The 24,403-nt window shown below is 73.9% G+C and carries 22 protein-coding genes; 11 read left to right on the forward strand and 11 right to left on the reverse strand.

Annotated elements, in window-relative coordinates; translation table 11 throughout:
* The first annotated feature begins 367 nt into the window (after positions 1–367).
* A complete protein-coding gene (locus ACWD4P_RS33165; RefSeq protein ID WP_359831973.1) occupies positions 368–1,114 on the forward strand; it encodes a TrmH family RNA methyltransferase in 747 nt (248 codons plus the stop codon).
* A gap of 70 nt (positions 1,115–1,184) precedes the next feature.
* Here the strand turns inward: ACWD4P_RS33165 and ACWD4P_RS33170 are convergent, their stop codons facing one another.
* From ACWD4P_RS33170 to ACWD4P_RS33190, 5 genes are all read right to left on the reverse strand, one after another.
* Entirely contained in the window at positions 1,185–2,510 is a 1,326-nt protein-coding gene (locus ACWD4P_RS33170) for a peptidoglycan-binding protein (RefSeq protein WP_449782196.1), read from the reverse strand.
* A 205-nt stretch (positions 2,511–2,715) separates the two neighbouring features.
* The gene (locus ACWD4P_RS33175) at positions 2,716–3,624 is read right to left on the reverse strand and encodes a pyridoxamine 5'-phosphate oxidase family protein (protein ID WP_449782197.1); all 909 of its coding nucleotides are present in this window, start codon (positions 3,622–3,624) and stop codon (positions 2,716–2,718) included.
* Positions 3,625–3,647: 23 nt separating this feature from the next.
* The gene (locus ACWD4P_RS33180; RefSeq protein ID WP_359823971.1) at positions 3,648–4,118 is read right to left on the reverse strand and encodes a VOC family protein; all 471 of its coding nucleotides are present in this window, start codon (positions 4,116–4,118) and stop codon (positions 3,648–3,650) included.
* Between the two features lie 214 nt (positions 4,119–4,332).
* A complete protein-coding gene (locus ACWD4P_RS33185) occupies positions 4,333–5,343 on the reverse strand; it encodes an XRE family transcriptional regulator (RefSeq protein WP_449782198.1) in 1,011 nt (336 codons plus the stop codon).
* Between the two features lie 266 nt (positions 5,344–5,609).
* On the reverse strand, positions 5,610–7,766 hold the full coding sequence (locus tag ACWD4P_RS33190) for a protease pro-enzyme activation domain-containing protein (protein ID WP_449782199.1): 2,157 nt from the start codon (positions 7,764–7,766) through the stop codon (positions 5,610–5,612).
* A gap of 257 nt (positions 7,767–8,023) precedes the next feature.
* Between ACWD4P_RS33190 and ACWD4P_RS33195 the strand changes: the two genes are divergently transcribed.
* The gene (locus ACWD4P_RS33195) at positions 8,024–8,590 is read left to right on the forward strand and encodes a CGNR zinc finger domain-containing protein (protein ID WP_449782200.1); all 567 of its coding nucleotides are present in this window, start codon (positions 8,024–8,026) and stop codon (positions 8,588–8,590) included.
* Between the two features lie 163 nt (positions 8,591–8,753).
* Here the strand turns inward: ACWD4P_RS33195 and ACWD4P_RS33200 are convergent, their stop codons facing one another.
* From ACWD4P_RS33200 to ACWD4P_RS33210, 3 genes are all read right to left on the reverse strand, one after another.
* Entirely contained in the window at positions 8,754–10,244 is a 1,491-nt protein-coding gene (locus tag ACWD4P_RS33200; protein WP_359823962.1) for an FAD-dependent monooxygenase, read from the reverse strand.
* 146 nt (positions 10,245–10,390) lie between these two features.
* Complete coding sequence (paaN, locus tag ACWD4P_RS33205) at positions 10,391–12,091, reverse strand: phenylacetic acid degradation protein PaaN (RefSeq protein WP_449782201.1); 1,701 nt, start codon at positions 12,089–12,091, stop codon at positions 10,391–10,393.
* Between the two features lie 162 nt (positions 12,092–12,253).
* Positions 12,254–13,522 (reverse strand): hypothetical protein, encoded by a 1,269-nt coding sequence (locus tag ACWD4P_RS33210; RefSeq protein ID WP_449782202.1) that lies wholly within the window; start codon positions 13,520–13,522, stop codon positions 12,254–12,256.
* Positions 13,523–13,650: 128 nt separating this feature from the next.
* Between ACWD4P_RS33210 and ACWD4P_RS33215 the strand changes: the two genes are divergently transcribed.
* Positions 13,651–14,235, forward strand: coding sequence for a TetR/AcrR family transcriptional regulator (locus ACWD4P_RS33215; protein ID WP_359823956.1), 585 nt, complete (start codon positions 13,651–13,653; stop codon positions 14,233–14,235).
* A 107-nt stretch (positions 14,236–14,342) separates the two neighbouring features.
* Here ACWD4P_RS33215 and ACWD4P_RS33220 read toward each other — a convergent pair whose 3' ends face one another.
* Positions 14,343–14,804 carry an Lrp/AsnC family transcriptional regulator gene (locus tag ACWD4P_RS33220; RefSeq protein ID WP_359823954.1) on the reverse strand — a complete coding sequence of 154 codons (462 nt, stop codon included), beginning with the start codon at positions 14,802–14,804 and terminating at the stop codon, positions 14,343–14,345.
* A 149-nt stretch (positions 14,805–14,953) separates the two neighbouring features.
* Between ACWD4P_RS33220 and pdhA the strand changes: the two genes are divergently transcribed.
* The 4 genes from pdhA (at position 14,954) to ACWD4P_RS33240 (ending at position 20,408) form a co-directional block, all read left to right on the forward strand.
* Complete coding sequence (gene pdhA, locus ACWD4P_RS33225; protein WP_449782203.1) at positions 14,954–16,096, forward strand: pyruvate dehydrogenase (acetyl-transferring) E1 component subunit alpha; 1,143 nt, start codon at positions 14,954–14,956, stop codon at positions 16,094–16,096.
* A gap of 77 nt (positions 16,097–16,173) precedes the next feature.
* Positions 16,174–17,142, forward strand: a complete 969-nt coding sequence (locus ACWD4P_RS33230) for an alpha-ketoacid dehydrogenase subunit beta (protein ID WP_359824001.1) — start codon at positions 16,174–16,176, stop codon at positions 17,140–17,142.
* Positions 17,142–18,491, forward strand: a complete 1,350-nt coding sequence (locus ACWD4P_RS33235; RefSeq protein ID WP_449782206.1) for a dihydrolipoamide acetyltransferase family protein — start codon at positions 17,142–17,144, stop codon at positions 18,489–18,491. Before ACWD4P_RS33230 ends, ACWD4P_RS33235 begins: the two co-directional genes overlap by 1 nt.
* 426 nt (positions 18,492–18,917) lie before the next feature.
* Positions 18,918–20,408 carry a globin domain-containing protein gene (locus ACWD4P_RS33240; protein WP_449782204.1) on the forward strand — a complete coding sequence of 497 codons (1,491 nt, stop codon included), beginning with the start codon at positions 18,918–18,920 and terminating at the stop codon, positions 20,406–20,408.
* Here ACWD4P_RS33240 and ACWD4P_RS33245 read toward each other — a convergent pair whose 3' ends face one another.
* Positions 20,409–20,978, reverse strand: coding sequence for an NUDIX domain-containing protein (locus ACWD4P_RS33245; protein ID WP_359823671.1), 570 nt, complete (start codon positions 20,976–20,978; stop codon positions 20,409–20,411).
* 241 nt (positions 20,979–21,219) lie between these two features.
* Between ACWD4P_RS33245 and ACWD4P_RS33250 the strand changes: the two genes are divergently transcribed.
* Positions 21,220–22,029, forward strand: a complete 810-nt coding sequence (locus ACWD4P_RS33250; protein WP_359823674.1) for an IclR family transcriptional regulator — start codon at positions 21,220–21,222, stop codon at positions 22,027–22,029.
* Between the two features lie 197 nt (positions 22,030–22,226).
* On the forward strand, positions 22,227–22,652 hold the full coding sequence (locus tag ACWD4P_RS33255) for an SsgA family sporulation/cell division regulator (protein WP_449782205.1): 426 nt from the start codon (positions 22,227–22,229) through the stop codon (positions 22,650–22,652).
* Between the two features lie 95 nt (positions 22,653–22,747).
* Here ACWD4P_RS33255 and ACWD4P_RS33260 read toward each other — a convergent pair whose 3' ends face one another.
* Positions 22,748–23,128 carry a phage holin family protein gene (locus ACWD4P_RS33260; RefSeq protein WP_359823675.1) on the reverse strand — a complete coding sequence of 127 codons (381 nt, stop codon included), beginning with the start codon at positions 23,126–23,128 and terminating at the stop codon, positions 22,748–22,750.
* A gap of 117 nt (positions 23,129–23,245) precedes the next feature.
* Here ACWD4P_RS33260 and ACWD4P_RS33265 point away from each other — a divergent pair, with 117 nt between their 5' ends.
* Entirely contained in the window at positions 23,246–23,563 is a 318-nt protein-coding gene (locus tag ACWD4P_RS33265) for a cupin domain-containing protein (RefSeq protein WP_359823677.1), read from the forward strand.
* 38 nt (positions 23,564–23,601) lie between these two features.
* Positions 23,602–24,273 carry a thiaminase II gene (gene tenA, locus ACWD4P_RS33270; RefSeq protein ID WP_359823679.1) on the forward strand — a complete coding sequence of 224 codons (672 nt, stop codon included), beginning with the start codon at positions 23,602–23,604 and terminating at the stop codon, positions 24,271–24,273.
* Positions 24,274–24,403 lie beyond the last annotated feature (130 nt).

The raw sequence follows: 24,403 nt of genomic DNA on the forward strand, positions 1-24,403 counted from the left end.
GGGGGGCCGGGGGCGGCTCCGGGGGTGGGTGCTGCGGGGGCTGGATGATTTTCAGACTGCCGTGGGGCGAGTGGGGCGCCCGACGGCGGGGGCAGTCTGAAAATCACCCGTCACGCCCCTCTCCGCACCCACCCCCTGCGCCGCCCCCTCCCGCAGCGCGTCCCTCTCGCGGGGGAGGAGGAGGGGGCGGGATGGGGTGGGGAGGGTGGGGGGCGTGCCGCGCGGGTGGGGAGGGAGAAGGGTGGGAGGGGGCGGGACGGGGTGGGGAGGGGGGAGGGGGGAGAGGACGTGACAAGGGGGGGTGGGGGCTGGGCGGGCGGGTGTGGGTGCGGAGGGGGTACGGGGTGGGGGTGGGAGAGTGAGCCGTATGGACGAGTTGGTGCGGGAGTGGCGGGCGGCGGAGCGGGTGCCGGGGGTGGTGGTGCTGGACGGGTTCCATGCGCTGAAGCACGCGGTGCGGTTCGGGGGGGAGGTGCGGCGGGTGGTGACCGCCGATCGGGGGGCGTTGCTGGCGTTGGCGGGGGAGTTGGCGCCGGATGTCGTTCCGGCGTTGGAGGGGCTCGCGGTGGAGGTGCCGGAGGCGGTGTTGCGGGGGCTGGTGGCGCGGGTGCATCCGACGGGGGTGGTGGCGTTGGCGGTGCGGCCCGGGGTGGAGGCGAACCGGGCGGTGCTGGGGCGGCGGCCGCGGGAGGCGCCGGTGGTGGTGCTGGAGAATCCGCGGAACCTGGGGAACGTGGGGGCGGTGATCCGGTTGGCGGCGGGGTTCGGGGCGACCGGGGTGGTGACCACCGGGGACATGGATCCGTGGCATCCGAACGTGCTGCGGGGCAGTGCGGGGCTGCACTTCGCGACCGCGGTCGAGCGGTTGGCGCCGGAGCTGCTGCCGGAGGGGCCGTTGTACGTCCTGGATCCGGAGGGGGCGGACATCCGGGACGTGCCGTTCCCGGACGACGCGCTGCTGGTGTTCGGTACGGAGCGGCACGGGGTGTCGGACGGGCTGAAGGCGCGGGCCGACCGGTTGGTGGCGGTGCCGATGCAGCCGGGGGTGTCGAGCTTCAACCTGGCGACCAGTGTGGCGATGGGCCTCTTCCACTGGATGTCGGGGAGGCGCTGAACGGGGAGGCGCTGAACGGGGAGGCGCTGAGGCGCGGCGCCGGGGTGGGTGCCGCGCCTCAGCGGGTGGGTCAGGAGAAGAGCCGGCGCCAGGTGTCGGGGCCGGGGTAGCCGTCGGCCTCGGCGCCGCGCCAGCCCTGGGCCTGCTGGAAGGCCTGGACGGCCCGGCGGTCGCTCTCCGTCCAGCGGGGGCCGGGCCCGACGGTGTACGGGCCGCCGAAGCCCTTGCGGACGAGCTGCTCGCCGAGCCGGCGGACGTGGTCGTTGTTCTGGCCGGGGCCGAAGTACTGGGCGCCGGGGAAGGCCGTGGTGGCGGGCGGCGGGGGCGGCAACGGGGTGCCGCCCCCGCCGCCGTCGATGTTGCGGCCCTTGCCGTTGAGCAGGTAGTCCCAGGTGTCCTTGCCGGGGATGCCGTCGGCCTCGGCGCCGCGCCAGCCCTGGGCCTGCTGGAAGGCCTGGGTGGCCTTGCGGTCGGCTTCGCCCCAGCGCGGGCCGGGGCCCTCGGAGTAGAACCTGGCGCCGCCGCGCTGCACCAGCATCTGGCCGAGCTTGGTGACGTACGCGTTGTTGGCGCCGGGGCCGAACTTGTCGGCACCCGGGAAGGCGGTCGAGGAGGTGCCGCCGCCGTCGTTGCCGCCGGAGGACAGGCCGGTGTAGCGGTACGGGACGTACGAGCCGGAGTTGTTCCAGTACGCGTACGGGGTGGAGCGCTTCTTGGCGGAGGGGCCGGTCTGCTCGTAGGCGACGTACTTGGTGCGGGAGGAGTCGGTCCAGCCGCCGAAGATCGTCACGTGCGAGCCGGCCTGGGGGTTGGCCGGGTTGTTGTAGATGAGGATGTCACCGGGCTGGAGGTCGTTCTTGCCGATCCGCTCGGCGTAGTCGGGCAGTGTCCAGGTGGTCTGGCTGCTGCCCAGGCCCCAGGCCATCGAGACGAAGCCGGAGCAGTCCTGGCGGTAGCCGTCCGACCAGTAGCGGCTCATGCTGTACGGCACGCCCTGGTCGACCCAGCTCTGGGCGCGCTGGATGATCTGGGCCCGGGTGGGCGGCACGGTGGCGAGGCGCGGGGCGGCGAAGGAGCGGGCGCCGGGCGTCTGGCCGTAGAGGCCGCTGACCTCGCCCTGGGGGGTCTGCGACGGGGTGGAGCTGGTGCCGCCCGGGGTGGGGGCGGGGGCCGCGGTGGCCGCTGCCGCCCCGCCGCCGATCGCGGTGCCCACGGCGGCCATCAGGACGGCGGCCCGCCGGCGGACGCTGCGGGCGGCGGCGTGTCCGCCCTCGTGGACGGGGGCGGCGTGCAGCCGGGCGCGCCGGCGGGCGTTGCAGCCCCCGCATATGCAGTCCTCCGCCGGTTCGACCTCGTCGAACTCGATCAGGGGGGACAGGGGGTCGGTCAGGGTCATGCTCCGCCTCTTTCCTGCGGTCTTTCCAGGTCGCCGTCTGACGACGGGACAGGAGTGGCCTTCCCTGGCCCATTCCGCGTGTTACCGGGACCAAAGTCCCAAAGCGGGCGCGATGCGTCACGGTGGGCTAGGCCGAACGGGTGACTGGCGTTCAGCTTCCGGGCGTGGCGCGGGTGGGCGACGGGGCGAGGGAGGTGAGGGGAGGTCAGCGGGGAATGGCGGGCGAGTACTCCGGTCCGGTCCAGACCAGCGGGGTGGCGTCGGCCAGCTCGACCACGGCGGTGACGGTCAGTTCGACCATCCGCTCGGCGCCCGGGACGCCCTGCCGGGCCTCCTCGGACCAGTCGGTGCGCGCCTCGCCGGTGACCAGCAGCGCGCCGCCGGTCTCCCAGTCGGGCAGCAGCAGTCCGGCCCGCGGGTCCAGCTCCAGGTTTCCGAGCGTCAGGAACATGCTGTTGCCGGGGTACTCGGGCCAGCGCAGCCGGTCCGGTGCCACCGGGTCCAGGAAGCCGGGGAAGCCGCCGCGGTGGGAGGCGTCCACGCTGCCGCCGGGCCCGGTGCTGGCGATGAAGAAGGTGTCCGCGGTGGCCGCCGCCAGGCGCTGGGCGGTGGTCAGCGCCGGGCCCGTGGCGACCGCGCGCGGCGGGCCGGCGGCCGGCCGGTCCGTCGGGGTGCGGCGCTGGATGTACTTCGGGCAGTTGGCAACCACCTCGTCGGCGTGCACCAGGAGCCCGCCCCGGCCGTCCGGGGCGCAGCGGCCGTTGAGGCGCATCCGGCGCCGGCCGGCCGGGTCCAGCGCGAGGGTGCCGACCCGGGCCGGACCGGCCAGCGCCCCGGCCAGCGGGTCGTCCCCGGCCGGGCGGGCCGCGACGGCCATGGTGCGGTCGTCCGGCGCGGAGAGGAAGCCGGCCGGGCCGGCCAGCTGGGTGGCCCAGATCCGGCCGTCCCGGTCGGCGGCGCCGACGACCAGCGTCCGGCGCTCGGTAAGGAAGCCGGCGGCGACCGCCGGGACGGTGCGGCGGATCGACCGGCCGGCGTGGTCGGCCCGCTCGGTCCGGCCGGCCCGGGCCTGGGCGGCCCGCTCGCCGGGGTGGTACGGCGTACTGGTGGTCACGGTCGGCTCCCCTGGGGCGGGTCCTAGAAGAAGCCGCAGGTCGGGGCGGCGGCGGTGGGGGCGGCGGCCTCGGTCGCGTCCACGCCGGTGCGGGTGTAGACCTCCAGCCGGATGCCGTCCGGGTCGGTGAAGAAGATGCCGCCGGAGGCCGAGCCCTCGCTGTGCGGGACGACGCCCTCGTAGGCGAACTCGGCGCCGAGTTCGCGCAGCAGCCGCTCGGTGGCGCGGACCTCGTCGAGGTCCTCGACCTCGAAGGAGAGGTGGTGCAGGCCAGGGGTGGCGGTGGCGAAGCTGCCCGCGCTCTGCTGCCACAGCGTCACCACCAGGCGGCCGTCGCGGCCCAGCAGGGCGTAGCGGCGCTCGGGGTCGGTGCCCTCGGCGGTCACGTCGAGGCCGAGGACGGTGCGGTAGAAGTCGATCGAGCGGGCCAGGTCGGTGACGTTCAGGCCGACGTGGCCGGTCTGCGGGGCGCGGAGCGGGGTGGTGGTGGACATGCCTGGTCACTCCCGGGTTGCGGCGGCCGGCCAGGACGGTTCCTAACCAGTACGCACGAGAGTAGGAGTTAGCTGATGCAGCGTCAACCAGTTCGGTTTGGTTGAGGGGTTAGGTTTTTGGGGGCGGGCACGCGAAAGCCCCGCCGGGGTGGTCCTCGGGTTCCGACGGGGCTTCAAGGGGGAAGGGTCAGGGCGCGTCCCGGCGAGACACGCCCTACGCCCACTCCCAGCGGATGCCGATGTGGCCCGGCTGTTGGTCCGGGGCCAGGACGTGGGCGCTCGCCGAGGCGCCGATCCACAGCTGTTCGCGGCGGTGGTCGACGTCGGCGCCCGGTTCGCGGTCGTAGCGCTCGCAGTGCGCCGGGACGGCGGCCGGGTCGAAGTGCACCTGGAGCACGTACTCGCGCACCGGGGTGGCGAAGCGGCGGCTGTACTCCAGGGTGGGGCCGCCGGGCGGGATCTCCACCTCGTACTCGAAGACGGTGCTGTCGCCGAGGCCCAGCGGGCGGTCCAGCATCAGCTCGGCGACGGTCAGGCCGGCCTCCGGGCGGCGGCGCACCCGGCCCAGCCGGCCGTGCCGCACCGAGGTGATCTCCGGGCAGCCGGCCGCCTCCTCGTCGGCCATGTGCACCACCAGGCAGCGGCCGACGCCGCCGACGGTGGCGCGCACGACCTGGCGCATCCGCAGCAGGTTGGCACGCCGCTCGGCGTCCACGTAGTAGGAGTCGTGGATGCTCAGGCGCTCCAGCTCGCCGGCCGGCGGGGCGTTCAGCTCGGCGAAGATGTTGGCGATCTCCTGCTCTCCGGGCCAGACGTCCTCCAGCCCGAGGTGGCAGGTGTTGGCCGCGGCCGCCCAGCGGCCGCGCGGGCGCGGCGGGCCGAGCAGCGAGGAGAGCGCGCTGTGCGGCAGGCCGAGCAGCTCCTCCAGCAGGTGGACGGCGCGCAGCGAGCTGGCCCGCTCGGGCTGGCTGCGGCCGCGCCGCCAGTAGCTCAGGGTCGTGACGCTGACCCTGACGCCGCGCCCGGCGAGGGCGGCGCGGATGCGGTCCAGGCTGAGGCCGCTGGCCTCGATGGCGAGGTGCAGTGTGTCGGCGAAGCCGCCGACCGGGGCGAGCCGGCCGGGGGGCGGCGCGGGGGCGGCGGGAGCCGGTCCGGGACCGGGGCGCTCCGTGTGCGACCCGACCAGTCGCAGCCGCGCGGCGTCCTGAGGTTGCTGTGCGGCCATGCGGTGACCCTCCCCACCAGGTGAGTTCGGTGGGACCGGGTCGGCGCCGGGGCGCGCCGCCAGCGGCTTCACCGAGCTTTGGGGAACCCTATGCACGGTCGAGAGGCTACGTCATCAGTCGTACGTATGACAGTGGTCACGGCAGGTGAACCGAAGGGTTAGCGATCTTGAAACAGTCCGGAAACACGGGCCCGGACGGACACCGCCGGGGCGGGCCCTGACGGCTCCGCCCCGGCGGGGGTTCGGTGGTGCTGGTCGGCCGTCGGTCAGTGGACGTTCAGCGCGACGTCGTCGATCACGAAGCTGGTCTGCAGCGACGAGTCCTCGGTGCCGGTGAACTTGACCGTCACGGTCTGGCCGGCGAAGGAGGTCAGGTCCAGGGTGCGCTGGACGTAGCCGGCGGCGGCGTCCGTGTTGGAGTAGGTCGCCAGCGTGGTGCTGTTGGCCTGGACGGTCAGCTTGTCGTACGCGGTGGAGCCGGTCTCCGCGGTGTCGACGTGCAGCCAGAAGGTCAGCTTGGCGGAGGTGCAGCCGGCCGGGATCGAGACGGTCTGCGACATGGTGTCGGTGTGGGCCGAGCCGTAGCCGTCCATCCAGGCCTTCCAGCTGCCCGAGTGGGCCGCCTGGGAGCCGCTGTTGTCGACCACGCCGCTGGAGGCGGTCCACGGGGCGGCGGTGCCGGTCTCGAAGCCGCCGTTGGTGATCAGCTGGGCGGCCGTGCAGCCGCCGGACGGCGGGGTGGTGCCGCCGCCGAGCAGGGCGGTGGTCAGCGCGTCGGCGACCGGGGAGCCCCAGCCGGTGACCTGGTCGTAGCCGGCCTTCGCGGAGAAGTCCTGGTTGGCGCCGGTGGTCACGTCGTGGAAGGCGGTGCCGTAGCCGCTGCCGTTCGCGACCGAGTACAGCCGGGGGCCGGCCTCGCCGAGGACGGCCTGGCCGGCGGCCTTGGCCTTCTGGTTGAACTGGGCCGCGTAGCCGGACCAGAGCGGCGCGGCCGCGCTGGTGCCGCCGTAGACCTGCCAGGCGCCGGCGGTGTAGATCGCGAAGCCGGTCTGCGGGTCGGCGTTGGAGGAGACGTCCGGGACGGTGCGCATGGTGCCGCTGACGCCGGTGCCGGTCTGCCAGCTCGGCTTGGCGAACACGGTGGAGACGCCGCCGCCGGCGGTGCTCCAGGCGCTCTCCGAGGAGTAGGCGTTGCCGCTGGAGACCTTGAGGTTGGTGCCGCCGACGCCGGTCTGGTGCGGGCTGGAGGCCGGGAAGTCGACGGCCTTGACGGTCGAGCCGCTGGTGGAGCGGGTGCAGTCGCGGGAGCCGTCGTCGCCGGAGGCGGAGAAGATCGAGATGCCCTGGGCGGCGGCCTGCTTGAAGGCGTTGTCGACCGCGGTCATCGAGGCGGCGGTGGTGTCCGGCTCGCAGGAGCCCCAGGAGATCGAGACCACCGAGACCCGGTTGTCGGTCACGATCTTGTTGGCCATGTCGATCTCGCCCTGGTCGCTGTTGGGCGCCTCGTAGACCAGCTGGGTGGCCTTGGGCGCCGCGCCGCGGACGATCTCGCTGTCCAGCTCGACCTCGCCCTGGCCCTGGCCGGGGGCGGAGTCGTAGTTGGCGCCGTCCACCGAGACGGTGGAGACGGCCGGGCCGGACAGGCCGTACTGGGAGTCGTAGGTGGTCAGGTTCGAGGACTGGTAGCCGTCGAACTCCCACAACGCGACCGTGGTGCCGGTGCCGTCCGCGCCGGTCTTGTTGAGGTTGTACGCGCCGGTGTACTGGGCCGGGGCCATGCCGCTCGGGGTCGAGCTCGCCGTGTTGGGGGTGACCGCGTTCGGCGTGGCCAGGCGGTTCTTGCGCACCGCGTGGTTGTCCAGGCCGCTGACGCCCTGGACCACGGAGGCCAGGTCGGAGGGGATCGAGGCGGCGGCGTCGTTGGCGAAGAAGGCGCGCTGGAGCTGCGGGTCGACGTACGCGCTCTCGTGGGTGCCGAACGCCTGGGAAACCTGGGCGGCGGTGCCGCGGGCGTTGACCACCTGGCGGTTGGCGCTCACGTCGGTGACGGCCAGGCCCTGCTGGGCCAGGTACGTCCGGACCTGGTCGACGGCGGCCTGGGACGGGCCGAACCGCGCGGTGAACTGCTCCGGCGTCAGGTAGTGGCCGTACTCCGGGGAGCCCGGGGTGGTGACGGCGGTGAGGAAGCGGTCCAGGGCGTCGGTGTCGCGCAGCTTCAGGCTGACGGACACCGAGATCTGCTGCGCCGCCGGGACGTCACCCTTCTTCTCCGAGTGGGCGACCGCCGGGTTCACGGTGTTCGGCAGGGCGACGCGGGGAGCGGCGTTGGGAGTGGCGGCCTGCGCGGTGGAGACACCGAGCGAGACGGCGGTCAGCGGCAGCACGGCTATCGCCGCGGCGAGGGCAAGGGAGCGGGGGCGCAACGGATCCTCCTCCGGCCGGCTGTGGGGGCCGGCAAGGGGCCAGGCGTTCAGGGGGTCCAGAACGCTGGCTCGAACATGACAGAACCCGTGTGCGAAGTGGCTCATGGCCGGGCAATTCGTTGCTAAAAAACAGTCAACTGTGGAGGGGGCGGAAACTCGGCGGTTCCATACAGTGAATGACCGGAAATCGGAGAGTGGTTCAGTCCAATTCGGGCTGCCGGGGCGGACGTAGAATCGGACCGAGCCGAGGAGAAGCGATGACTGACGTGCAGCCGGACCCGAGGGACCCGCGGCCGCTGATCGGCGAGCCGCTCGCGCTGGACCTGCTCAACACGCGCTGGTCCGGAACACCCGTCAACGACCTGCTCACCGATGTCGGGGGCTACGCGGTCTGGCTCTCCTCCGCCGGGCTGGGAGGGCGCTGCACGGCCGACGAGGCGGGCCTGGCGGCGATCCGGCAGACCCGCGAGGCGATCCTGATGGCGGCCCAGGACGCCCGCGAGCAGCGCGAGTTGGGCTCCGCCGCGCGGGACGGACTGGACGCCGTGCTGGCGCACGGACGGATCCGGCGCACGGCGGCGCCCGGCGGGGCCGAGGACCTGGTCGAGGCCGACCGGCCGGAGTGGCTGGCGCCCTGGCTGGCGGCGGACGGCTTCCTCGGGCTGCTCGGCCAGGGGGCGCACCGGGTCAGGCAGTGCGCGCACGAGGCCTGCATCCTGCACTTCTTCGACGCCTCGCAGAACGGCCGTCGGCGGTGGTGCCGGATGGCGGTGTGCGGGAACCGGGCGAAGGCGGCGCGGCACTATGTGAAGGCCCGGGGCTGACACCGGGGCCGGAGGCCGTCCGGAGGGCGGGCACTGTCCGGAAGAGGCACTGTTCGGAAAGGCACTGTCCGGGAAGGAGACGCCGTCCGGGAAGGAGGCGTCGTCCGGGGAACGGCCGCGGCGGGCGGGCACGCGGTGAGTGGCGCGCCCGCCCCCGGGAGGGTCAGGCCGGGGCGCCGAGCCAGTCGGTGAGCGCGGTGCGCAGCTCGCCCTGGCCCGGGTCGACGGCGGCCCAGGCGACGTAGCCGTCCGGGCGGATCAGCAGGACGGTGTCCCGCAGCTTGCCGTGCGGGTCGGCCGGGGCGGTGGAGACCATGCGGTCGGCCCAGGGCTCGGCGGCGGCCAGCTCGTCATTGCTGACCAGGACGAACTCCCCGGCGCGCAGCGCCTCGTAGAGCCGCTCGGGGGCGGCCGGGGCGCCCTCGACGGGCTTGCTCAGGGCGGTCAGGCGCAGGTCCGGGACCCGCTTGCCGACCTGCGGGTGGGCGTCCTTGGGCGCGGGGTAGGCGATGTCGATGCCGGAGACGGCCCGGGCGCCGCGCTCGGTGAACAGGTCGAGGTGGCCGCCGATCGCGGTGAGCGCCCCGCGCAGGGCGCGGGTCGGGCCGGACTGGGCGAGGGCGAGCCGGATCAGCGCGCCGGAGGTGCGCAGCACCGTCCTGCCGACCGGGTGCCGCTCGGTCTGGTAGGTGTCCAGCAGCGCGTCGGTGGCCCGGCCCCGGAGGACGGCGGCGAGCTTCCAGGAGAGGTTGGCGGCGTCCTGGAGACCGGTGTTCATTCCCTGGCCGCCGGCCGGGGAGTGGCAGTGGGCGGCGTCGCCGGCCAGGAAGGCCCGGCCGGAGCGGTAGTTGGGCGCCTGGCGCTCGTCGCTGTGGAAGGTGGAGCTCCAGCGCACCTCGTTCAGGACGTAGTCCTTGCCGGTGGTGGCCCGGACGACGGCGGCGAGCTGCTCGGCGGTCGGGGCGGTGCCGTCCGGCTGCTGGGAGTGGCGGTCCCAGGCGATGACCCGGTACCAGCCGTCGCCGAACGGGGCGATGAAGGAGAAGCCCGCCTCGTTCGCCCCCACGGTGATCGCCTCGGCGGGTTCGGGCTCCAGCCGGACGTCGGCCAGGGAGACGGAGTCGACCACCGACTCGCCGGGGAAGGGGATGCCGAGCTGCTCGCGGACGACGGAGCGGACGCCGTCGGCGCCGACCGCGTACCGGGCGCGGTGGCTCCGCCCGTCCCCGGTCTCCAGGGTCACGCCCTCGGCGTCCTGGCGCAGCGCGGTGACCTCGGCGCCGCGCAGGAGGACGGCGCCGGCCCGCTCGGCGCGCTCCGTCAGCAGCCGTTCGACGTTGTACTGCGGGGTGACCAGGACGAAGGGGAAACGGCTGGGCAGCGAGCCGAGGTCGATGCCGACGCGGTCGGACATCTTCAGCGTGCCGAGCGGCAGGCCGGTCGCGATCAGCTCCTCGGCCAGGCCCCGGGCGTCCAGCAGCTCCAGGCTGCGGGCGTGCACGGCGAAGGCCCGGGTGAGGTTGGATTCGGCGGCCCGCTTCTCCAGCACGGTGACGCCGACTCCGGCGGCGGCGAGATCGCCGGCCAGCAGCAGTCCGGTCGGTCCGGCACCGACGATCAGGACGTCGGTTTCGGTCGTCGGCTTCACGGCCATGTATTCAGCTCCCGTTCCTCGAGGGCGGTCGGACGCCGTTCCCGGCGTTCTCCCAGCCTCCATCATCGCGGGCGCCGTCGGAGCTGTGAACCGCCGGGCCCCGGCGGCGGGTGACGGCCGGGGCCCGTGGGGGTGTCGCGCCCGGCTCAGGCGTGGCGGCGGATCTCCACCGTGCGGAACCGGTTGGCGACGAAGGCGCCGTCGCAGTAGGCCGAGTTGGCGGCCGGGTTGGCGCCGGTGCCGTGCAGGTCGGAGAAGGCGGCGGTCTGGTTGGGGAAGACCCCGCCGGTCAGGTTGAGCGAGAGCGAGACGCCGGAGTCCAGCGCGGCCTCGACCAGCAGCGCCTCCACCTCGGGCGAGGTGGTGTAGCCGGAGGCCGTCATGGCGCCCTTGTCGCGGACCGTGGTGCGCAGCAACTCGACCGCGGCGGCGGTGGATTCGACGGCGACGGCGAAGGAGACCGGGCCGAAGCACTCGCTGCGCAGGACGGTGCGGTCGTCCGGCTTGTCGGCGTCCAGCTTGACCAGTGCGGGAGTGCGGACGGTCGCGCCGGGGAAGTCCGGCGAGGTCACCGCGCGCGGGGCGAGGGCGAGTTCGCCGTACTCGCCGCCGGCCGCGGCGGCCGAGCGCTGGAGCACCCCGGGGTTGACCACGGCGCCGAGGATCGCGGCGGCGCGGGCGTCGTCGGAGAGCAGGCCCTCGATGGCGCCGGCCAGGTCGGTGACCACCTGGTCGTACGACTTGTCGCCCTGGTCGGTGGCGATGCCGCCGCGCGGGATCAGCACGTTCTGCGGGGTGGTGCACATCTGGCCGCTGTAGAGCGAGAGGGCGAAGGCCAGGTTGCCGAGCATGCCCTTGTAGTCGTCGGTGGAGTCGATCACCACCGCGTTGACGCCGGCCTTCTCGGTGTACACCTGGGCCTGCTTGGCGTGCTCCTCCAGCCAGTCGCCGAAGGCGGTGGAGCCGGTGTAGTCGATGATCCGGATCTCGGGGCGGACGGCGAGGGTCGCGGCGACGGTGCCGCCCTCGTGCTCGGCCGCCAGGCAGACCAGGTTCGGGTCGAAGCCGGCCTCGGCGAGCACCTCGCGGGCGGTGCGCACGGTCAGGGCGAGCGGCAGCACGGCCCGCGGGTGCGGCTTGACCAGCACCGGGTTGCCGGTGGCGAGAGAGGCGAACAGGCCCGGGTAGCCGTTCCAGGTGGGGAAGGTGTTGCAGCCGATCAGCAGCGCGAGGCCGCGCGGGACGACGGTGAACTCCTTGGTCATCACCAGCGGGTCGCGCTTGCCCTGGGGCTTGGTCCAGCCGGCCCGGCGCGGCAGCCGGGTCTGCTCGGCGTACGCGTAGGCGACCGCCTCCAGACCGCGGTCCTGGGCGTGCGGGCCGCCGGCCTGGAAGGCCATGCCGTAGGCCTGGCCGGTGGTGTGCATGACGGCCTGGGCGAACTCGTGGGAGCGGGCGTTGATCCGGTGCAGGATCTCCAGGCAGACGGCGGCGCGTTCGAGCGGGGTGGCGGCGGCCCAGCCGGGGCGGGCGGCGGTGAGCGCGGCGATCAGCGCGTCCGGGTCGGCGTGCGGGTAGCCGATGCCCAGCTCGACGCCGTACGGGGAGGCCTCGCCGCCGACCAGGTCGCCGTCGGCGGGGTGGCCGTCGAGGGCGAAGGGCTTGCCGAGCAGGGCGTCGAAGGCGGCCTTGCCGTCGGCCGGGCCGCTCTCGCCGTAGGCCTTCGGGAACTCGGGGTAGGGCGACCAGTAGTCGCGCTTCGCGGCGGCGGCGAGCGCGGCGTCCAGGGTGGCCTGGTGGCGCTCGACCAGCTCGCTGACGAGGGGGTGGGTGACCGCTGCGGACATCTGTGCGCTCCTCGGAGGGCCTCGACAAGCAGGACGGGACACGTCACAGGGTAACCGAACGATCGGTCGGCTCAAGAGGGTGCGGCGGGGGGAATCCGGCGGTGGAACGGAAGGGGGCGCGTCCGTGGCGGACGCGCCCCCTTGGGCTCGGGTGATCCGGGTCTACGGCACGCCGAGTTCGAAGATGAGGTACCCGGCGTACCAGCCGGAGGCGACCGCCCCGGTGCCCAGGACGGTGGCCAGCACCGGCAGGCTGAGTCTGCGCATCGCCACCGCCAGCGCGATGAACAGCGGGAACACGGGCATCAGGTAGCGCGAGACGTTGCCGAAGATGCCGAGGCTGCCGAGCACCGAGACGATCGTGGCCAGCGTGTAGGCGGTCAGCACCAGCGGCGGGCGCAGCCGGAACAGCAGCACGATCAGCACCGGCAGGCTGAACACGATCAGGGTGGCGAAGAGGTCCGGCGCCGGGAAGCCGTAGGGGTAGTCCTGGCGGCCCAGCAGCACCCCGCGGATCGCGTGCCAGGTGCCCTGGCCCCAGTCGAAGTAGTGCATCCAGGCGTCGCGCTGGATCCGGAAGTAGCCGCCCCACTCGCCGGTCCGCCAGCCCACCCAGCCGACGTAGCCGAGCAGGCCGACCGGGGCCAGCACCATCGCGGCCAGCGGGCGCAGGACCCCGCTCTCCCGGCGGTACAGCTCGACGATCGCGGCCAGGCCGACGGCGCCGATCAGGGCCGCGGAGGTGGGCCGGTTGAGACCGGCGACCAGGGTGATCACCCCGGCCGCGATCCACTGCTTGGCCATCACGCAGTAGCAGGCCCAGGCGGCCAGCGCGACGAACAGCGAGTCCGAGTAGACCGCCCACTCGGCGCCCGAACCCGGGACGATCGCCCACAGGCCGGCCGCGATCACGCCCGAGCGCGCGTCGCCGGTGAGCTTCTCCACCACGGCGTAGATGCCGGCCGCGGCGAACAGCGAGGACACCACGGAGACCAGCATCCCGGCGCCGTACAGGCCGAGGCCGGTGGTCTCCGAGACCATCCGCATCAGGCCCGGGTAGAGCGGGAAGAACGCGGCGGAGTTCTGCTCGATGGTGTAGCCGAGCGGGCCGTTGGGGATCGGGACGAGCGCGGGGTGGTAGCCGAACTGCGCCACCTGCTGGTACCACCAGCCGTCCCAGGTGGCCAGCACGTCCCAGGGGTTGGCGCCGCCGCCGAACCGGGCCGGCTTCTTGGCGTACTCACCGGAGAAGGAGAGCAGCTTCATGAAGACGGTGAAGCCGACCAGCTTCAGTACCGCGTAGCACCACACGGCCGGTCCGAACCGCACCGCCAGGGCGCGGCCGCGCTCCTGCCAGGTGCTCGCGGTGGGCTCCGGCTCCTCGTTGCGCTGCTCGGGCACGTCGGAGGCGACTGCCGGTATTGCGTTCATCAGCCGTGGACCCCACCTGCTGGACGTGGACGGATCGTTCGCCGAGTCTAGGGCCTGCCCCTTCGGGTTGGTGTGGACCAGCCGGACCCGATCGCGTAACGACGGTGGCGGCCGGGGATACTCGGAGGATGGCCGATCACACCACGCGCACCGCCTACACCGTCGAGTCACTGCTCGCGGTGACCGTCGACGTGTTCAACGAGCGCGGCTACGACGGCACCTCGATGGAGGACCTGTCCCGGGCGGCCGGGATCTCCAAGTCGTCCATCTACCACCACGTGCGCGGCAAGGAGGAGCTGCTGCGGCTGGCGGTCGGACGGGCGCTGGACGGGCTGTTCGGGATCCTGGCCGAGCCGGCCGCCGTCGAGGGCCCGGCGGTGGAGCGGCTGGAGCACGTGGTGCGGCGCACCGCCGAGGTGCTGCTGGACGAGCTGCCGTACGTGACGCTGCTGCTGCGGGTGCGCGGCAACACGGCCACCGAGCAGTGGGCGCTGGAGCGCCGGCGGGACTTCGACCACCAGGTCGCCGAACTGCTGCGGGCGGCGGTCGCGGACGGCGCGCTGCGCGCGGACGTGGAGCCCCGGCTGGCCACCCGGCTGCTGTTCGGGATGATCAACTCGATCGTGGAGTGGTACCGGCCCGGGCTCAAGGCCGCGGACGGGGTCGCGGACGCGGTGGTCCACCTGGCCTTCGACGGCCTGCGGGCGCGCTGACCGGACCGCTCCCGGAGCCGTCCCCTCCCGGAGCCGTCCCCTCCCGGAGCCGTCCCCTCCCGGAGCCGTCCCCTTCCGGAGCCCACTCCGCGGGGCCGCCCCGGCCGCTAGAGCGGCGGCACCTGGTCGGTCTCCTCGAAGACCAGCATGGTGCGGGTGCCGAGCACCTGGGGGATGGACTGGATGCTGCCCAGCACCAGCTCCCGCAGGGTCTGGTTGTCGGCGGTGTGCACCAGCAGCAGGACGTCGAAGTCCCCGCCGACCAGCGCGATGTGCGCCACCCCGGGCAGTTCCAGCAGCTGCTCGCGGACCGTCCGCCAGGAGTTCTGGACGATCTTCAGAGTGATGTACGCGGACGCGGCCTGGCCCGCCCGTTCGTGGTCCACCCTGGCGGTGAAGCCGCGGATGATGCCGTCCTCGACCATCCTGGAGATCCGGGCGTACGCGTTCGCCCGGGACACGTGCACCCGCTCGGCGACCGAGCGGATGGAGGCGCGGCCGTCCTGCTGCAGCAGCCGCAGGATCGACCGGTCGACCCGGTCGAGTCTGGACGTCTGTTCAGCCGACATGACCCCCCACCCTCCCCGATTGGACGCACTGCCACCAGTCGACCGCCGAACAGGCCGAATGTCCACCACCTTGTCACGCTTCTGGTCAAGATGAACAGACGACCGAACAATCGGTAGGGAGCCCCCGCCACCCCAGGAGGTGCCCCGAGATGACCGTTCTCGACCACAGACACCACGCTGGTGTGCCCGGTTGGCTGCCCGGGGCCACCGCCCCGCGCACCGATCCGGCACCCCTGCTCCCGGACCCCTCCCCCGTCCGGGCGCTCGGCACCCCCGCGCTGGAGAAGTGCGACCCGGCCCTGCTGCGCGAGCTGTACCGCCGCCTGGTCGTCGGCCGCCGGTACAACCAGCAGGCCACCACCCTGACCAAACAGGGCAGACTCGCCGTCTACCCGGCGTCCACCGGCCAGGAAGCCTGCCAGGTCGCCGCCGCGCTGGTGCTCGGCGAGGACGACTGGCTCTTCCCCAGCTACCGCGACACCCTCGCCGTGGTCTCCCGGGGCGTCGACCCGCTGGAGGCGCTGACCCTGCTGCGCGGCAGCGCCCACACCGGCTACGACCCGCGGGCCAGCCGCACCGCACCGCTCTGCACCCCGCTCGCCACCCAGGCCCCGCACGCCGTCGGACTGGCGCACGCCGCCCGGCTGCGCGGCGAGCCGGTGGTCGCGCTGGCGATGCTCGGCGACGGCGGCACCAGCGAGGGCGACTTCCACGAGGCGCTGAACTTCGCGGCCGTGCTGAACGCCCCGGTGGTCTTCCTGGTGCAGAACAACGGCTACGCGATCTCCGTCCCGCTCAGCGCCCAGTCCGCCGCGCCGACCCTGGCGCACAAGGCCGTCGGCTACGGGATGCCGGGCCGGCTGGTGGACGGCAACGACGCGCCCGCCGTGCACGCGGTACTGGCCGAGGCGGTCGAGCGGGCCAGGGCCGGCGGCGGCCCGACCCTGGTCGAGGCGCTGACCTACCGGATCGACGCCCACACCAACGCCGACGACGCCACCCGCTACCGCACCGAGCCCGAGGTGGCCGCCTGGCGCGAGCACGACCCGATCCTGCTGATGGAACGGGCGCTGCGCGGACTCGGCGTGCTGGACGACCGGTCGGTGCAGGAGGCGGCCGACGAGGCGGAGGCGCTGGCGGCCCGGATGCGGGCCGAGTTCCACGCCGAACCGGAACTGGACCCGATGTCGCTGTTCGCCCACGTCTTCGCCGAACCGACCCCCCAACTGCGCGAGCAGGAAGCCCAGTTGGCCGCCGAACTGGCCGCCGAGGCGGAGGTGGCGGACCGGTGAGCGCCTCCCACCCCGCCCCCGCCCCCGCCCCCGGCCGGGCCGCCGAGCGGCAGCCCACCGGGCCCCGCACCGCCTCCATGGCGCAGGCGCTCAACTCCGCGCTGCGGGACGCCATGCGCGAGGACCCGACGGTGCACGTCCTCGGCGAGGACGTCGGCGCGCTCGGCGGAGTCTTCCGGATCACCGACGGCCTCACCGCCGAGTTCGGCCCGGAGCGCTGCCTGGACACCCCGCTCGCCGAGGCGGGCATCCTCGGCACCGCGATCGGCATGGCGATGTACGGGCTGCGCCCGGTGGTCGAGATGCAGTTCGACGCCTTCGCCTACCCGGCGTTGGAGCAGCTGTTCTCGCACGTCGCCAAGATGCGCAACCGCACGGCGGGCAGGCTGCCGCTGCCGATCACCGTCCGCATCCCGTACGGCGGCGGCATCGGCGGCGTCGAGCACCACAGCGACGCCTCCGAGGCGTACTACACCAGCACCCCGGGCCTGCACGTCGTCACCCCGGGGACGGTGGCCGACGCGTACGGCCTGCTGCGCGCCTCGATCGCCTCCGACGACCCGGTGGTCTTCCTGGAGCCCAAGCGGCTCTACTGGGGGAAGGCCGACCTCGACCCGGCCGCACCGGTCGAGCCGATCGGCCGGGCGGTGCTGCGACGCACCGGCACCTCGGCGGTGCTGATCAGCTACGGCCCCTCGCTGCCGGTCTGCCTGCAGGCGGCGGAGGCGGCGCAGGCCGAGGGCTGGGACCTCGCGGTCCTGGACCTGCGCACCCTGGTGCCCTTCGACGACGAGACCGTCTGCCGGGTGGTGCGCTCACTCGGCCGGGCCGTGGTGGTGCACGAGGCGAGCGGCTTCGGCGGCACCGGGGCGGAGATCGCCGCCCGGGTCACCGAGCGCTGCTTCCACCACCTGGCCGCGCCCGTGCTGCGGGTCACCGGTTTCGACGTGCCGTACCCGCCGCCGATGCTGGAACACCACCACCTGCCCGGGGTGGACCGGATCCTGGACGCGGTCGCCCGGCTGCAGTGGGAGGACCGAGGATGATGCCCGTCGTGCGGGAGTTCCGGCTGCCCGACCTCGGTGAGGGGCTCACCGGGGCGGAGGTGGTGCGCTGGATGGTCGAGGTCGGCGAGGTGATCGCGGTCGACCAGCCGGTGGTGGAGGTGGAGACCGCCAAGGCTGTGGTGGAGGTGCCCTGCCCGTACGGCGGGGTGGTCACCGCGCGGTACGGCGGGGTGGGCGAGGAGATCGCCGTGGGCGCGCCGCTGGTGACGGTCGCGGTGGCGTCGTCGGCGGGGAGCGTTCCGCGGGGGCCGGACGAGCCGGGGGTGGTCGCGGCCCCCGCGGCCGCCGAGGTGGAGCGGCCGCTGGTCGGGTTCGGGGTGGCCGAGCCGGGTCGGGGTGGGCGGCGGCGCCGGGTCGGGGCGGCTGCTCCGGCTCCGGCCGTGGTGGCCGTGGCTCCGGCTGCGGGTTCGGCTCCGGTCGGGGTTCCCGCCGTGGTGGGGCCGGCGGTGGTGCCGGTGATCTCGCCGCTGGTGCGGCGGCTGGCCCGGGAGCAGGGGGTCGACCTGACCGCGCTCGCCGGGAGCGGGCCGGACGGGCTGATCATGCGTGCGGACGTCGAACGGGCGGTCGCAGCCAAGGCGGCCGGGCCGGCGCCCGCCGGGGCTGTCGCAGCGGTCGGGGCGGTCGGGGCGGTCGGGCAGGAGGGCGCGGTCCCGCTGCGCGGGCTGCGCAAGGCGGTCGCCGAGAAGCTGAGCCGCAGCCACCGGGAGATCCCGGCGGCGACCTGCTGGGTCGATGTGGACGCCACCGAACTCATGGCGCTGCGGCGGCAGTTGAACGCCACGCCGGGGCCGAAGGTGAGCGTGCTGGCGTTGCTGGCGCGGATCTGCACCGTCGCGTTGGCCCGCTTCCCGGAGCTCAACTCATCGGTGACGGCCGACGGTTCGGGCATCGTCCGGCACCCGGCGGTGCACCTGGGCTTCGCCGCGCAGGGCGAGCGCGGACTGGTCGTCCCGGTGGTGCGGGACGCGCAGAGCCGAAGCACCGAGCAACTCGGCGAGGAGCTGGGGCGGTTGACCGAGGCGGCGCGCAGCGGTGCGCTCACTCCGGCCGAACTCACCGGTGGCACCTTCACGTTGAACAACTACGGGGTGTTCGGCGTGGACGGTTCCACCCCGATCCTCAACCACCCGGAGGCGGCGATGCTCGGGGTCGGCCGGATCGTCGCCAAACCCTGGGTCCACCAGGGCGGTTTGGCGGTGCGGGAGGTGGCTCAGCTGTCGTTCACCTTCGACCACCGGGTCTGCGACGGCGGGACGGCGGGCGGCTTCCTGCGGTTCGTCGCGGACTGCGTGGAGCAGCCGGGGATGCTGCTGCGGCAGCTCTGAGCGGGGCCGTCGCCGGCTCTGAGCGGGGCCGTCCCGTGCGGCCTGCGGTCGCCCTGGGTGTGCGGGAGGGCACTCAGGGCGACCGCGAGCAGTGGAGAGTAGCGCGTTCCGGGCCCGGTTGTCCGGGCTTCGCGTGATTCGTCGGCCGAGCGTTCCGGTCGTGCCACGCTGCCCTGGCGCCGGCGGACAAGCCGGGTGAGGGTGCAGGCGGCCGGAGGCGGAGCGATTCTCTTGGGTACTCGAAACGCAGCGTTGAAGTCCCGCGGGACAGTCCTGGTCCGCACCGGGCACGGCTCGGTGGGCGGCCCGGCCTCTGTCCCGGGCCTGCCGCAGACCGCGTCCGAGGCGGCCCGGCCGCGGCGGGCGGCCGCCCGGCCGCCGGTGCCTCCGGGCCCGCCGCCGCGGATGCCGGACCTGCCTCCGGCGGTGCCGGACCTGCCTCCGGCGGCGGAGGCACCGACGGCGGTGCTGCCGCCGGTGTCCCTGCTGGAGCCCGTCCGGCCGATGGTCCCGGAACGGCCGGCGGTCCCGGCCTGGCCGGCGGCCGCGCCGGGAGCGCTCCCGTTCCCCGCTCAGGTTCCGTTCCCCGCTCAGGCCCCCGTCTCGCGGCCGCTGTTCGCCGCCGCCCCCGGCCGCAACTGGGTCGGCCCGGGCGACCGGTGGAGCGACGCCTGGGGCGTGCCGCCGCGCGCGGGGCGGCTCCCGGACGCGCTGTCGGCCGCCGGGCCGGACCGGGCCGCCGGGCAGTCCCCGCTCACCGCCCGGGACGCCGAGCTGGTCCGGGCCGGCCTCGCCGCCGTCGAACCGGTCGCCGACCGGGCCACCGCGCACTTCTTCGCGCTGCTCTTCCTGCGCTTCCCCGAGCTGCGCCCGTTCTTCCCCGCGGCCATGGACGTCCACCGCGCCCTGCTGTTCCGCACCCTGGTGGACGTGGTGCGCGAGATCGACCGGCCGGCGGCCCTGCGCGCGATGCTGGCCGAGTTCGGCCGCGGCCAGCGCCGGTACGGCACGTCGGCCGGGCACTACGCCGCGGTGGAGGAGTGCCTGGTGGGGACGCTGGCCCGGTACGCGGGCGACCGCTGGGACGCCGAGGCCGAGGCGGCCTGGCGCCGCGCCTACCGGATGATCGCCGCGGTGATGATCGAGGCCGCCGAGGAGGACGCCCGCACCTCGCCGCCCTGGTGGCAGGGCGAGATCGTCCGGCACGAGCGCCGCACCCGGGACGTCGCGGCGATCACCGTCCGGCCGGACCAGGCGTACCCGTTCCGGGCCGGGCAGTACGCGGTGCTGGAGACGCCCTGGTGGCCGCGGGTCTGGCGGCACTACTCCTTCGCCGGCGCGCCCCGCCGGGACGGGCTGCTGACCTTCCACGTCAAGGCCGTCCAGGCGGGCTGGGTGAGCAACGCCCTGGTCCACCGGGCCGTGCCCGGGGACGTGCTGCGGCTCGGACCGGCGGCCGGCGCGATGACCGTCGACCACACGGCCGGCCGGGACCTGCTCTGCCTCGGCGGCGGCACCGGCATCGCGCCGGTCCGGGCCCTGGTCGAGGAGGCCGCCGAGTACGGTGTGCCCGGCCGCCGGGTCGAGGTGTTCTACGGGGCCCGCCGGGCCGAGGAGCTGTACGAGCTGGGCGCGCTGCGCGAACTGGCCTCGCGGCACCCGTGGCTGACGGTCCGTCCGGCGCTCTCCGAAGCCGGTCCGGCCGGAGGGCCGACGGCCGGGGGCCTGCTGCCGGGCGGGTCGCTGACCGGTGAACTGCCGGAGGTGGTGGGCCGGTTCGGCCCGTGGTCGGGCCGGGAGGCGGTGCTCAGCGGGCCGCCCGCGATGGTGCGGCGGGGGGTGGAGTCGCTGCGGCGGGCCGGGGTGGCGGCCGAGTGGATCCGGCACGACCCGGTCGGTGGCCCGGCCGTCGGCTGATCACCCGAGGTCGGGCGCGAGGAGCGCGCGGATGCCCTCGATGTTGGCCGCCAGGTACGCCCGCAGCCGGGGCGGCACCACGTTGACCGAGGTGACGCCCTCGCGGGTGAACGGCAGCCGGACGACCTCGTACTCGCCGTTGGGGTCGGTCACCTCGGGCCCGTGCCGCCGGCTGAGGTCCATCGAGGCGAGCCGGCAGACGAAGAAGTGCTGCACCTTGACCCCGTGGGGGTGCGGCGGGGTGCCGTCGGTCGTGGCGGGGCCTTCGGCGGTGGCCGGGGGGAGGGGGTGGCTGATGGTGTCGACGAAGGCGGGCACCACGTCCACGATCTTGCCGCCGAGTTCCTCGTCCACCTCGCGGTGCAGCGCCTCGACCACCGTGCGGTCCTCGCGCTCCACCCCGCCGCCGGGGGTGATCCAGTACGGGTGCGGCGCGTCCGGCCGCACCCGGCGGATCAGCACGATCGAGGCCGGGCCGTACGGATCGTCCGGGTCGAGTTCCAGCAGGATCGCCCGCGCGGTGCGCTTCACGACCGGGCGCGGCGGCGGGGTGGTGTTGTCGGGGCCCATGGCCACCTCCGGGACTGGCGCGTTGTGCGGGAGTCTCCCGCGCCGGGGAGGGGGCGAAACCAGGGGAACGGGTCGAAACGCGCCGGGACCGGGTCGAAACGCCGACCCGGTCGGGTGCATCCGTTCGGGGTTCCGTTGTGCTGCAATGAGCAGCTATCGGGCAAATCGAAGGTTTCGTTCCGCATGCCCGCTCTGGGCACGGACCCGCACGAGGGACTCGGGCTGCTGGGGGTTGGGTGACATGGATCGGATCGCACAACCGTTCGGAATCGGGCAGGAGGCCGGACCGGCCGCGCCGCAGCGCACCGCGGTGGACCGCGGACCGACCCTGATCGGCTCCGTCCAGCGGGCGCTGCGGCTGCTGGAGGCCGTCGGGGGCTTCCGGCAGGGCGCGACCGCCAAGCAGCTGGCCCGGGCCGCCGAACTGCCCCTCGGCACCGCCTACCACCTGCTGCGCACCCTGGCCCACGAGGGCTACCTGCGGCGCTCCGAGGGGCGCTTCTTCCACGGGGAGGCGCTCGACGGCATAGCCCGCTCCCGAGCCCGGTCCGGCGATCCCGACCTGCGCACCCGGATGCAGTCGTTACGGGACGAGCTCGGCGCGGCCGTCTACTTCGCGCTCTACCGGGACGGCGAGGTCCACCTGGTGGACGTGGTGGAGGATCCGGGCCGGCCCGCCGTGGAGCCCTGGGCGGACTTCCGGTCCACCGCGCACGCCCACGCCATCGGCCAGTGCCTGCTGGGCCAACTGCCCGAGGACGAGCGCCGCGACCACCTCGCCCGGCATCCGCCGACCGGACTCACCCCGTCCACCCTCACCGGCGAGACCGCCGTGCTGCGCCGGCTCGCCTCGCTGCGGCCGACCATGCCCGTGTTGGAGCGTCAGGAGTACGCGCTCGGCACGGTCTGCGCGGCCGTCCCGATCACCATAGGCCCGGTGGTCGCCACGATGGCCCTGTCGCTCCCGGTCGAGCAGGTGGACCGGCTGGCCGTCGCCGCGCGCCAACTGCGGCGCGGCGTCGGGGCGATGAGCCCGTCGTTCATCTTCTGACACCACTTGGTCTGGACCAGCCCCGGCTCGTTCACCATTTGAAAAAGCACACCTTGTCCACTACATCCCCAAACGTGGACGATGATGATCGAACGTGGATTGGTTGCATAAACCGTCACAAAAACCGTCGAAAACATGTCCGGCCGCCATCGGACCAGCTCACCGACGGCGCGGGCAGAACGAGAGGTACTGGCGCCATGCAGCACAGCACAGTCCAGGGTCACCTGGTGATGAACCTCGTGGTCTCGCACGAGCTCTCCTTCCGCATCCCGGTCGACCTGGCGTACGAGGCCGACGACCCGTACGCCGTCCGACTCACCTTCCACCTGCCCGGTGACGCCCCGGTCACCTGGTACTTCGCCCGGGAACTGCTGCTCGACGGGATCAGCGGGCCGGCCGGCGAGGGCGACGTGCACATCCGCCCGGTCGGCGAAGAGCTCTCGGAGGTCCGCATCGTGCTGCACTCCCCCGACGGCGACGCCCTGCTGTGCGCCTCCTCCGCGCCGCTGATCGCCTTCCTGGCCCGGACCGACCGGCTGGTGCCGATGGGCCAGGAGTTCACCGGACACGACATCGACGCCCAGCTCGCGGACCTGCTCAAGGGGCGCGAGAACGCCGGGTGAGCGCTCCCGTCGGCGCGCGCGGGAACGACGAAGGGGCCCGTACCCGGTGGAAACACCCGGGTGCGGGCCCCTTCCGGCCGTCCGCACGACACCGGTCAGTCGTCGTCCAGGGCCAGGTGCAGGCCCCACGCGACGAGGCTGATGATCAGTGAACCGACCAGCGCCGAACCGAAGTTGGTCACGTGGAAGTCCAGGCTCAGCTTCCCGGAGGCCCAGGAGGTGAGCATCAGCATCAGGGCGTTGATCACGAAGGTGATCAGGCCCAGCGTGAGGATGAACAGCGGGAACGAGAACAGCTTGACCACCGGCTTGATCAGCCAGTTCACCACACCGAAGACGGCGGCGACGCCGAGCACCGTCAACGCCTTGTGCTGCCAGTCGGCCTTGCCCTGGGCGAGCTGGATGCCGCTGACGATCCAGGCGGCGACCCAGATGGCCGCCGCGTTGATCAGAATCTTGATGACGAATCCCTTCATGCCGCCCAAGCCTGTCAGGAACCTCTCCCCGGCGGAACACACGCAGCCGGGTGGTGTTGAATGCCCCTGGCCTGCTACGGCCCGCCAGGGCCCGGGGAACGAGGGAGGACGGCGGCGGTGAAGCTCTTCCGGCTCGACGGACTGGACGCCGAACGGGCGGCCAACGACGGTGCGTACCTGCGGTTCCTGCGCGAGCCGCGGATGTCCGCCGGACTGTACGCGCTCGCCCCCGGCGACACCGACACCCAGACCGCGCACGACCAGGACGAGATCTACCAGGTGATCAGCGGCCGCGCCGAACTGACCGTCGGCACCGAGACCGCGACGGTCGGGCGCGGCACCGTGGTGTACGTGCCGGCCGGCACCCCGCACCGGTTCCACCACATCACCGAGGAACTGCGGGTGCTGGTGGTGTTCTCCCCGCCGGAGGACTGAGCCGCCCGGCGCCGGGGCGCGCCGGTTAGGGTCGCGTCATGAGCACCAAGACGCTGACCGAAGAACTCTGGGCGGCCATCGAGCCGGTGTACGCCGAGATCCTCGCCCACCCCTTCCTGGCCGGGCTCACCGACGGCACCCTGCCGCGCGAGGCCTTCCGCCACTTCGTCGTCCAGGACTCGCACTACCTGCGCGACTACGCCCGCGCGCTCGCGGTCTGCGCCGCCAAGGCCCCCGGCGAGGAGGACGTCCGGGCCTTCGCCGACGACGCGGTCGGCGCGCTGGCCGCCGAGCAGGGCATGCACGCCGAGTTCCTGACCGCCTTCGGCGGCAGCGCGGCGCAGGCCGCCGACGAGCCGGTGCTGCCCACCACCCGGGCCTACACCAGCTACCTGCTGGCCACCGTGTACGGCGGGTCCTTCGCCGAGGCGGTCGGCGCGGTGCTGCCCTGCTACTGGATCTACGCCCGGGTCGGCGAGGCGCTGCTCGCCCAGGGCTCGCCCGACCCGCTGTACGCCAAGTGGATCTCCACCTACGGCGACGAGGCCTTCCAGTCGGTCGTCCGCCGGGTGCTGGCGCTCACCGACCGGCTGGGCGCGGAACTGTCCGCGGCCGAGCGCCGCAAGGTGGTCGAGCACTTCGTGACCACCTCGCGCTACGAGTGGATGTTCTGGGACGCGGCCTGGCGCGGGGAGCGCTGGCCGGTCTGATCCGTGCGGGTGCCCGCTCGTCGCCGGGAACGGCCCGCCCGTCGTGGTGGGCGGGGGGGCGCGGCGGCACGCGCGGGGGGGCGGGCGCCCGGGGGGCGGGGGATGGGGGCAACGGGGGGTGGGGGTTAAG

Source organism: Kitasatospora sp. NPDC002543, assembly GCF_053594915.1.

What these genes read in the sequence shown, in the direction of transcription:
- ACWD4P_RS33165 (WP_359831973.1), top strand. Translation starts at nt 368, where the DNA reads ATGGACGAGTTGGTGCGGGAGTGGCGGGCGGCGGAGCGGGTGCCGGGG.
- ACWD4P_RS33170 (WP_449782196.1), bottom strand. Translation starts at nt 2,510, where the DNA reads ATGACCCTGACCGACCCCCTGTCCCCCCTGATCGAGTTCGACGAGGTC.
- ACWD4P_RS33180 (WP_359823971.1), bottom strand. Translation starts at nt 4,118, where the DNA reads ATGTCCACCACCACCCCGCTCCGCGCCCCGCAGACCGGCCACGTCGGC.
- ACWD4P_RS33185 (WP_449782198.1), bottom strand. Translation starts at nt 5,343, where the DNA reads ATGGCCGCACAGCAACCTCAGGACGCCGCGCGGCTGCGACTGGTCGGG.
- ACWD4P_RS33195 (WP_449782200.1), top strand. Translation starts at nt 8,024, where the DNA reads ATGACTGACGTGCAGCCGGACCCGAGGGACCCGCGGCCGCTGATCGGC.
- ACWD4P_RS33200 (WP_359823962.1), bottom strand. Translation starts at nt 10,244, where the DNA reads ATGGCCGTGAAGCCGACGACCGAAACCGACGTCCTGATCGTCGGTGCC.
- paaN (WP_449782201.1), bottom strand. Translation starts at nt 12,091, where the DNA reads ATGTCCGCAGCGGTCACCCACCCCCTCGTCAGCGAGCTGGTCGAGCGC.
- ACWD4P_RS33210 (WP_449782202.1), bottom strand. Translation starts at nt 13,522, where the DNA reads ATGAACGCAATACCGGCAGTCGCCTCCGACGTGCCCGAGCAGCGCAAC.
- ACWD4P_RS33215 (WP_359823956.1), top strand. Translation starts at nt 13,651, where the DNA reads ATGGCCGATCACACCACGCGCACCGCCTACACCGTCGAGTCACTGCTC.
- ACWD4P_RS33220 (WP_359823954.1), bottom strand. Translation starts at nt 14,804, where the DNA reads ATGTCGGCTGAACAGACGTCCAGACTCGACCGGGTCGACCGGTCGATC.
- pdhA (WP_449782203.1), top strand. Translation starts at nt 14,954, where the DNA reads ATGACCGTTCTCGACCACAGACACCACGCTGGTGTGCCCGGTTGGCTG.
- ACWD4P_RS33230 (WP_359824001.1), top strand. Translation starts at nt 16,174, where the DNA reads ATGGCGCAGGCGCTCAACTCCGCGCTGCGGGACGCCATGCGCGAGGAC.
- ACWD4P_RS33235 (WP_449782206.1), top strand. Translation starts at nt 17,142, where the DNA reads ATGCCCGTCGTGCGGGAGTTCCGGCTGCCCGACCTCGGTGAGGGGCTC.
- ACWD4P_RS33245 (WP_359823671.1), bottom strand. Translation starts at nt 20,978, where the DNA reads ATGGGCCCCGACAACACCACCCCGCCGCCGCGCCCGGTCGTGAAGCGC.
- ACWD4P_RS33250 (WP_359823674.1), top strand. Translation starts at nt 21,220, where the DNA reads ATGGATCGGATCGCACAACCGTTCGGAATCGGGCAGGAGGCCGGACCG.
- ACWD4P_RS33255 (WP_449782205.1), top strand. Translation starts at nt 22,227, where the DNA reads ATGCAGCACAGCACAGTCCAGGGTCACCTGGTGATGAACCTCGTGGTC.
- ACWD4P_RS33260 (WP_359823675.1), bottom strand. Translation starts at nt 23,128, where the DNA reads ATGAAGGGATTCGTCATCAAGATTCTGATCAACGCGGCGGCCATCTGG.
- tenA (WP_359823679.1), top strand. Translation starts at nt 23,602, where the DNA reads ATGAGCACCAAGACGCTGACCGAAGAACTCTGGGCGGCCATCGAGCCG.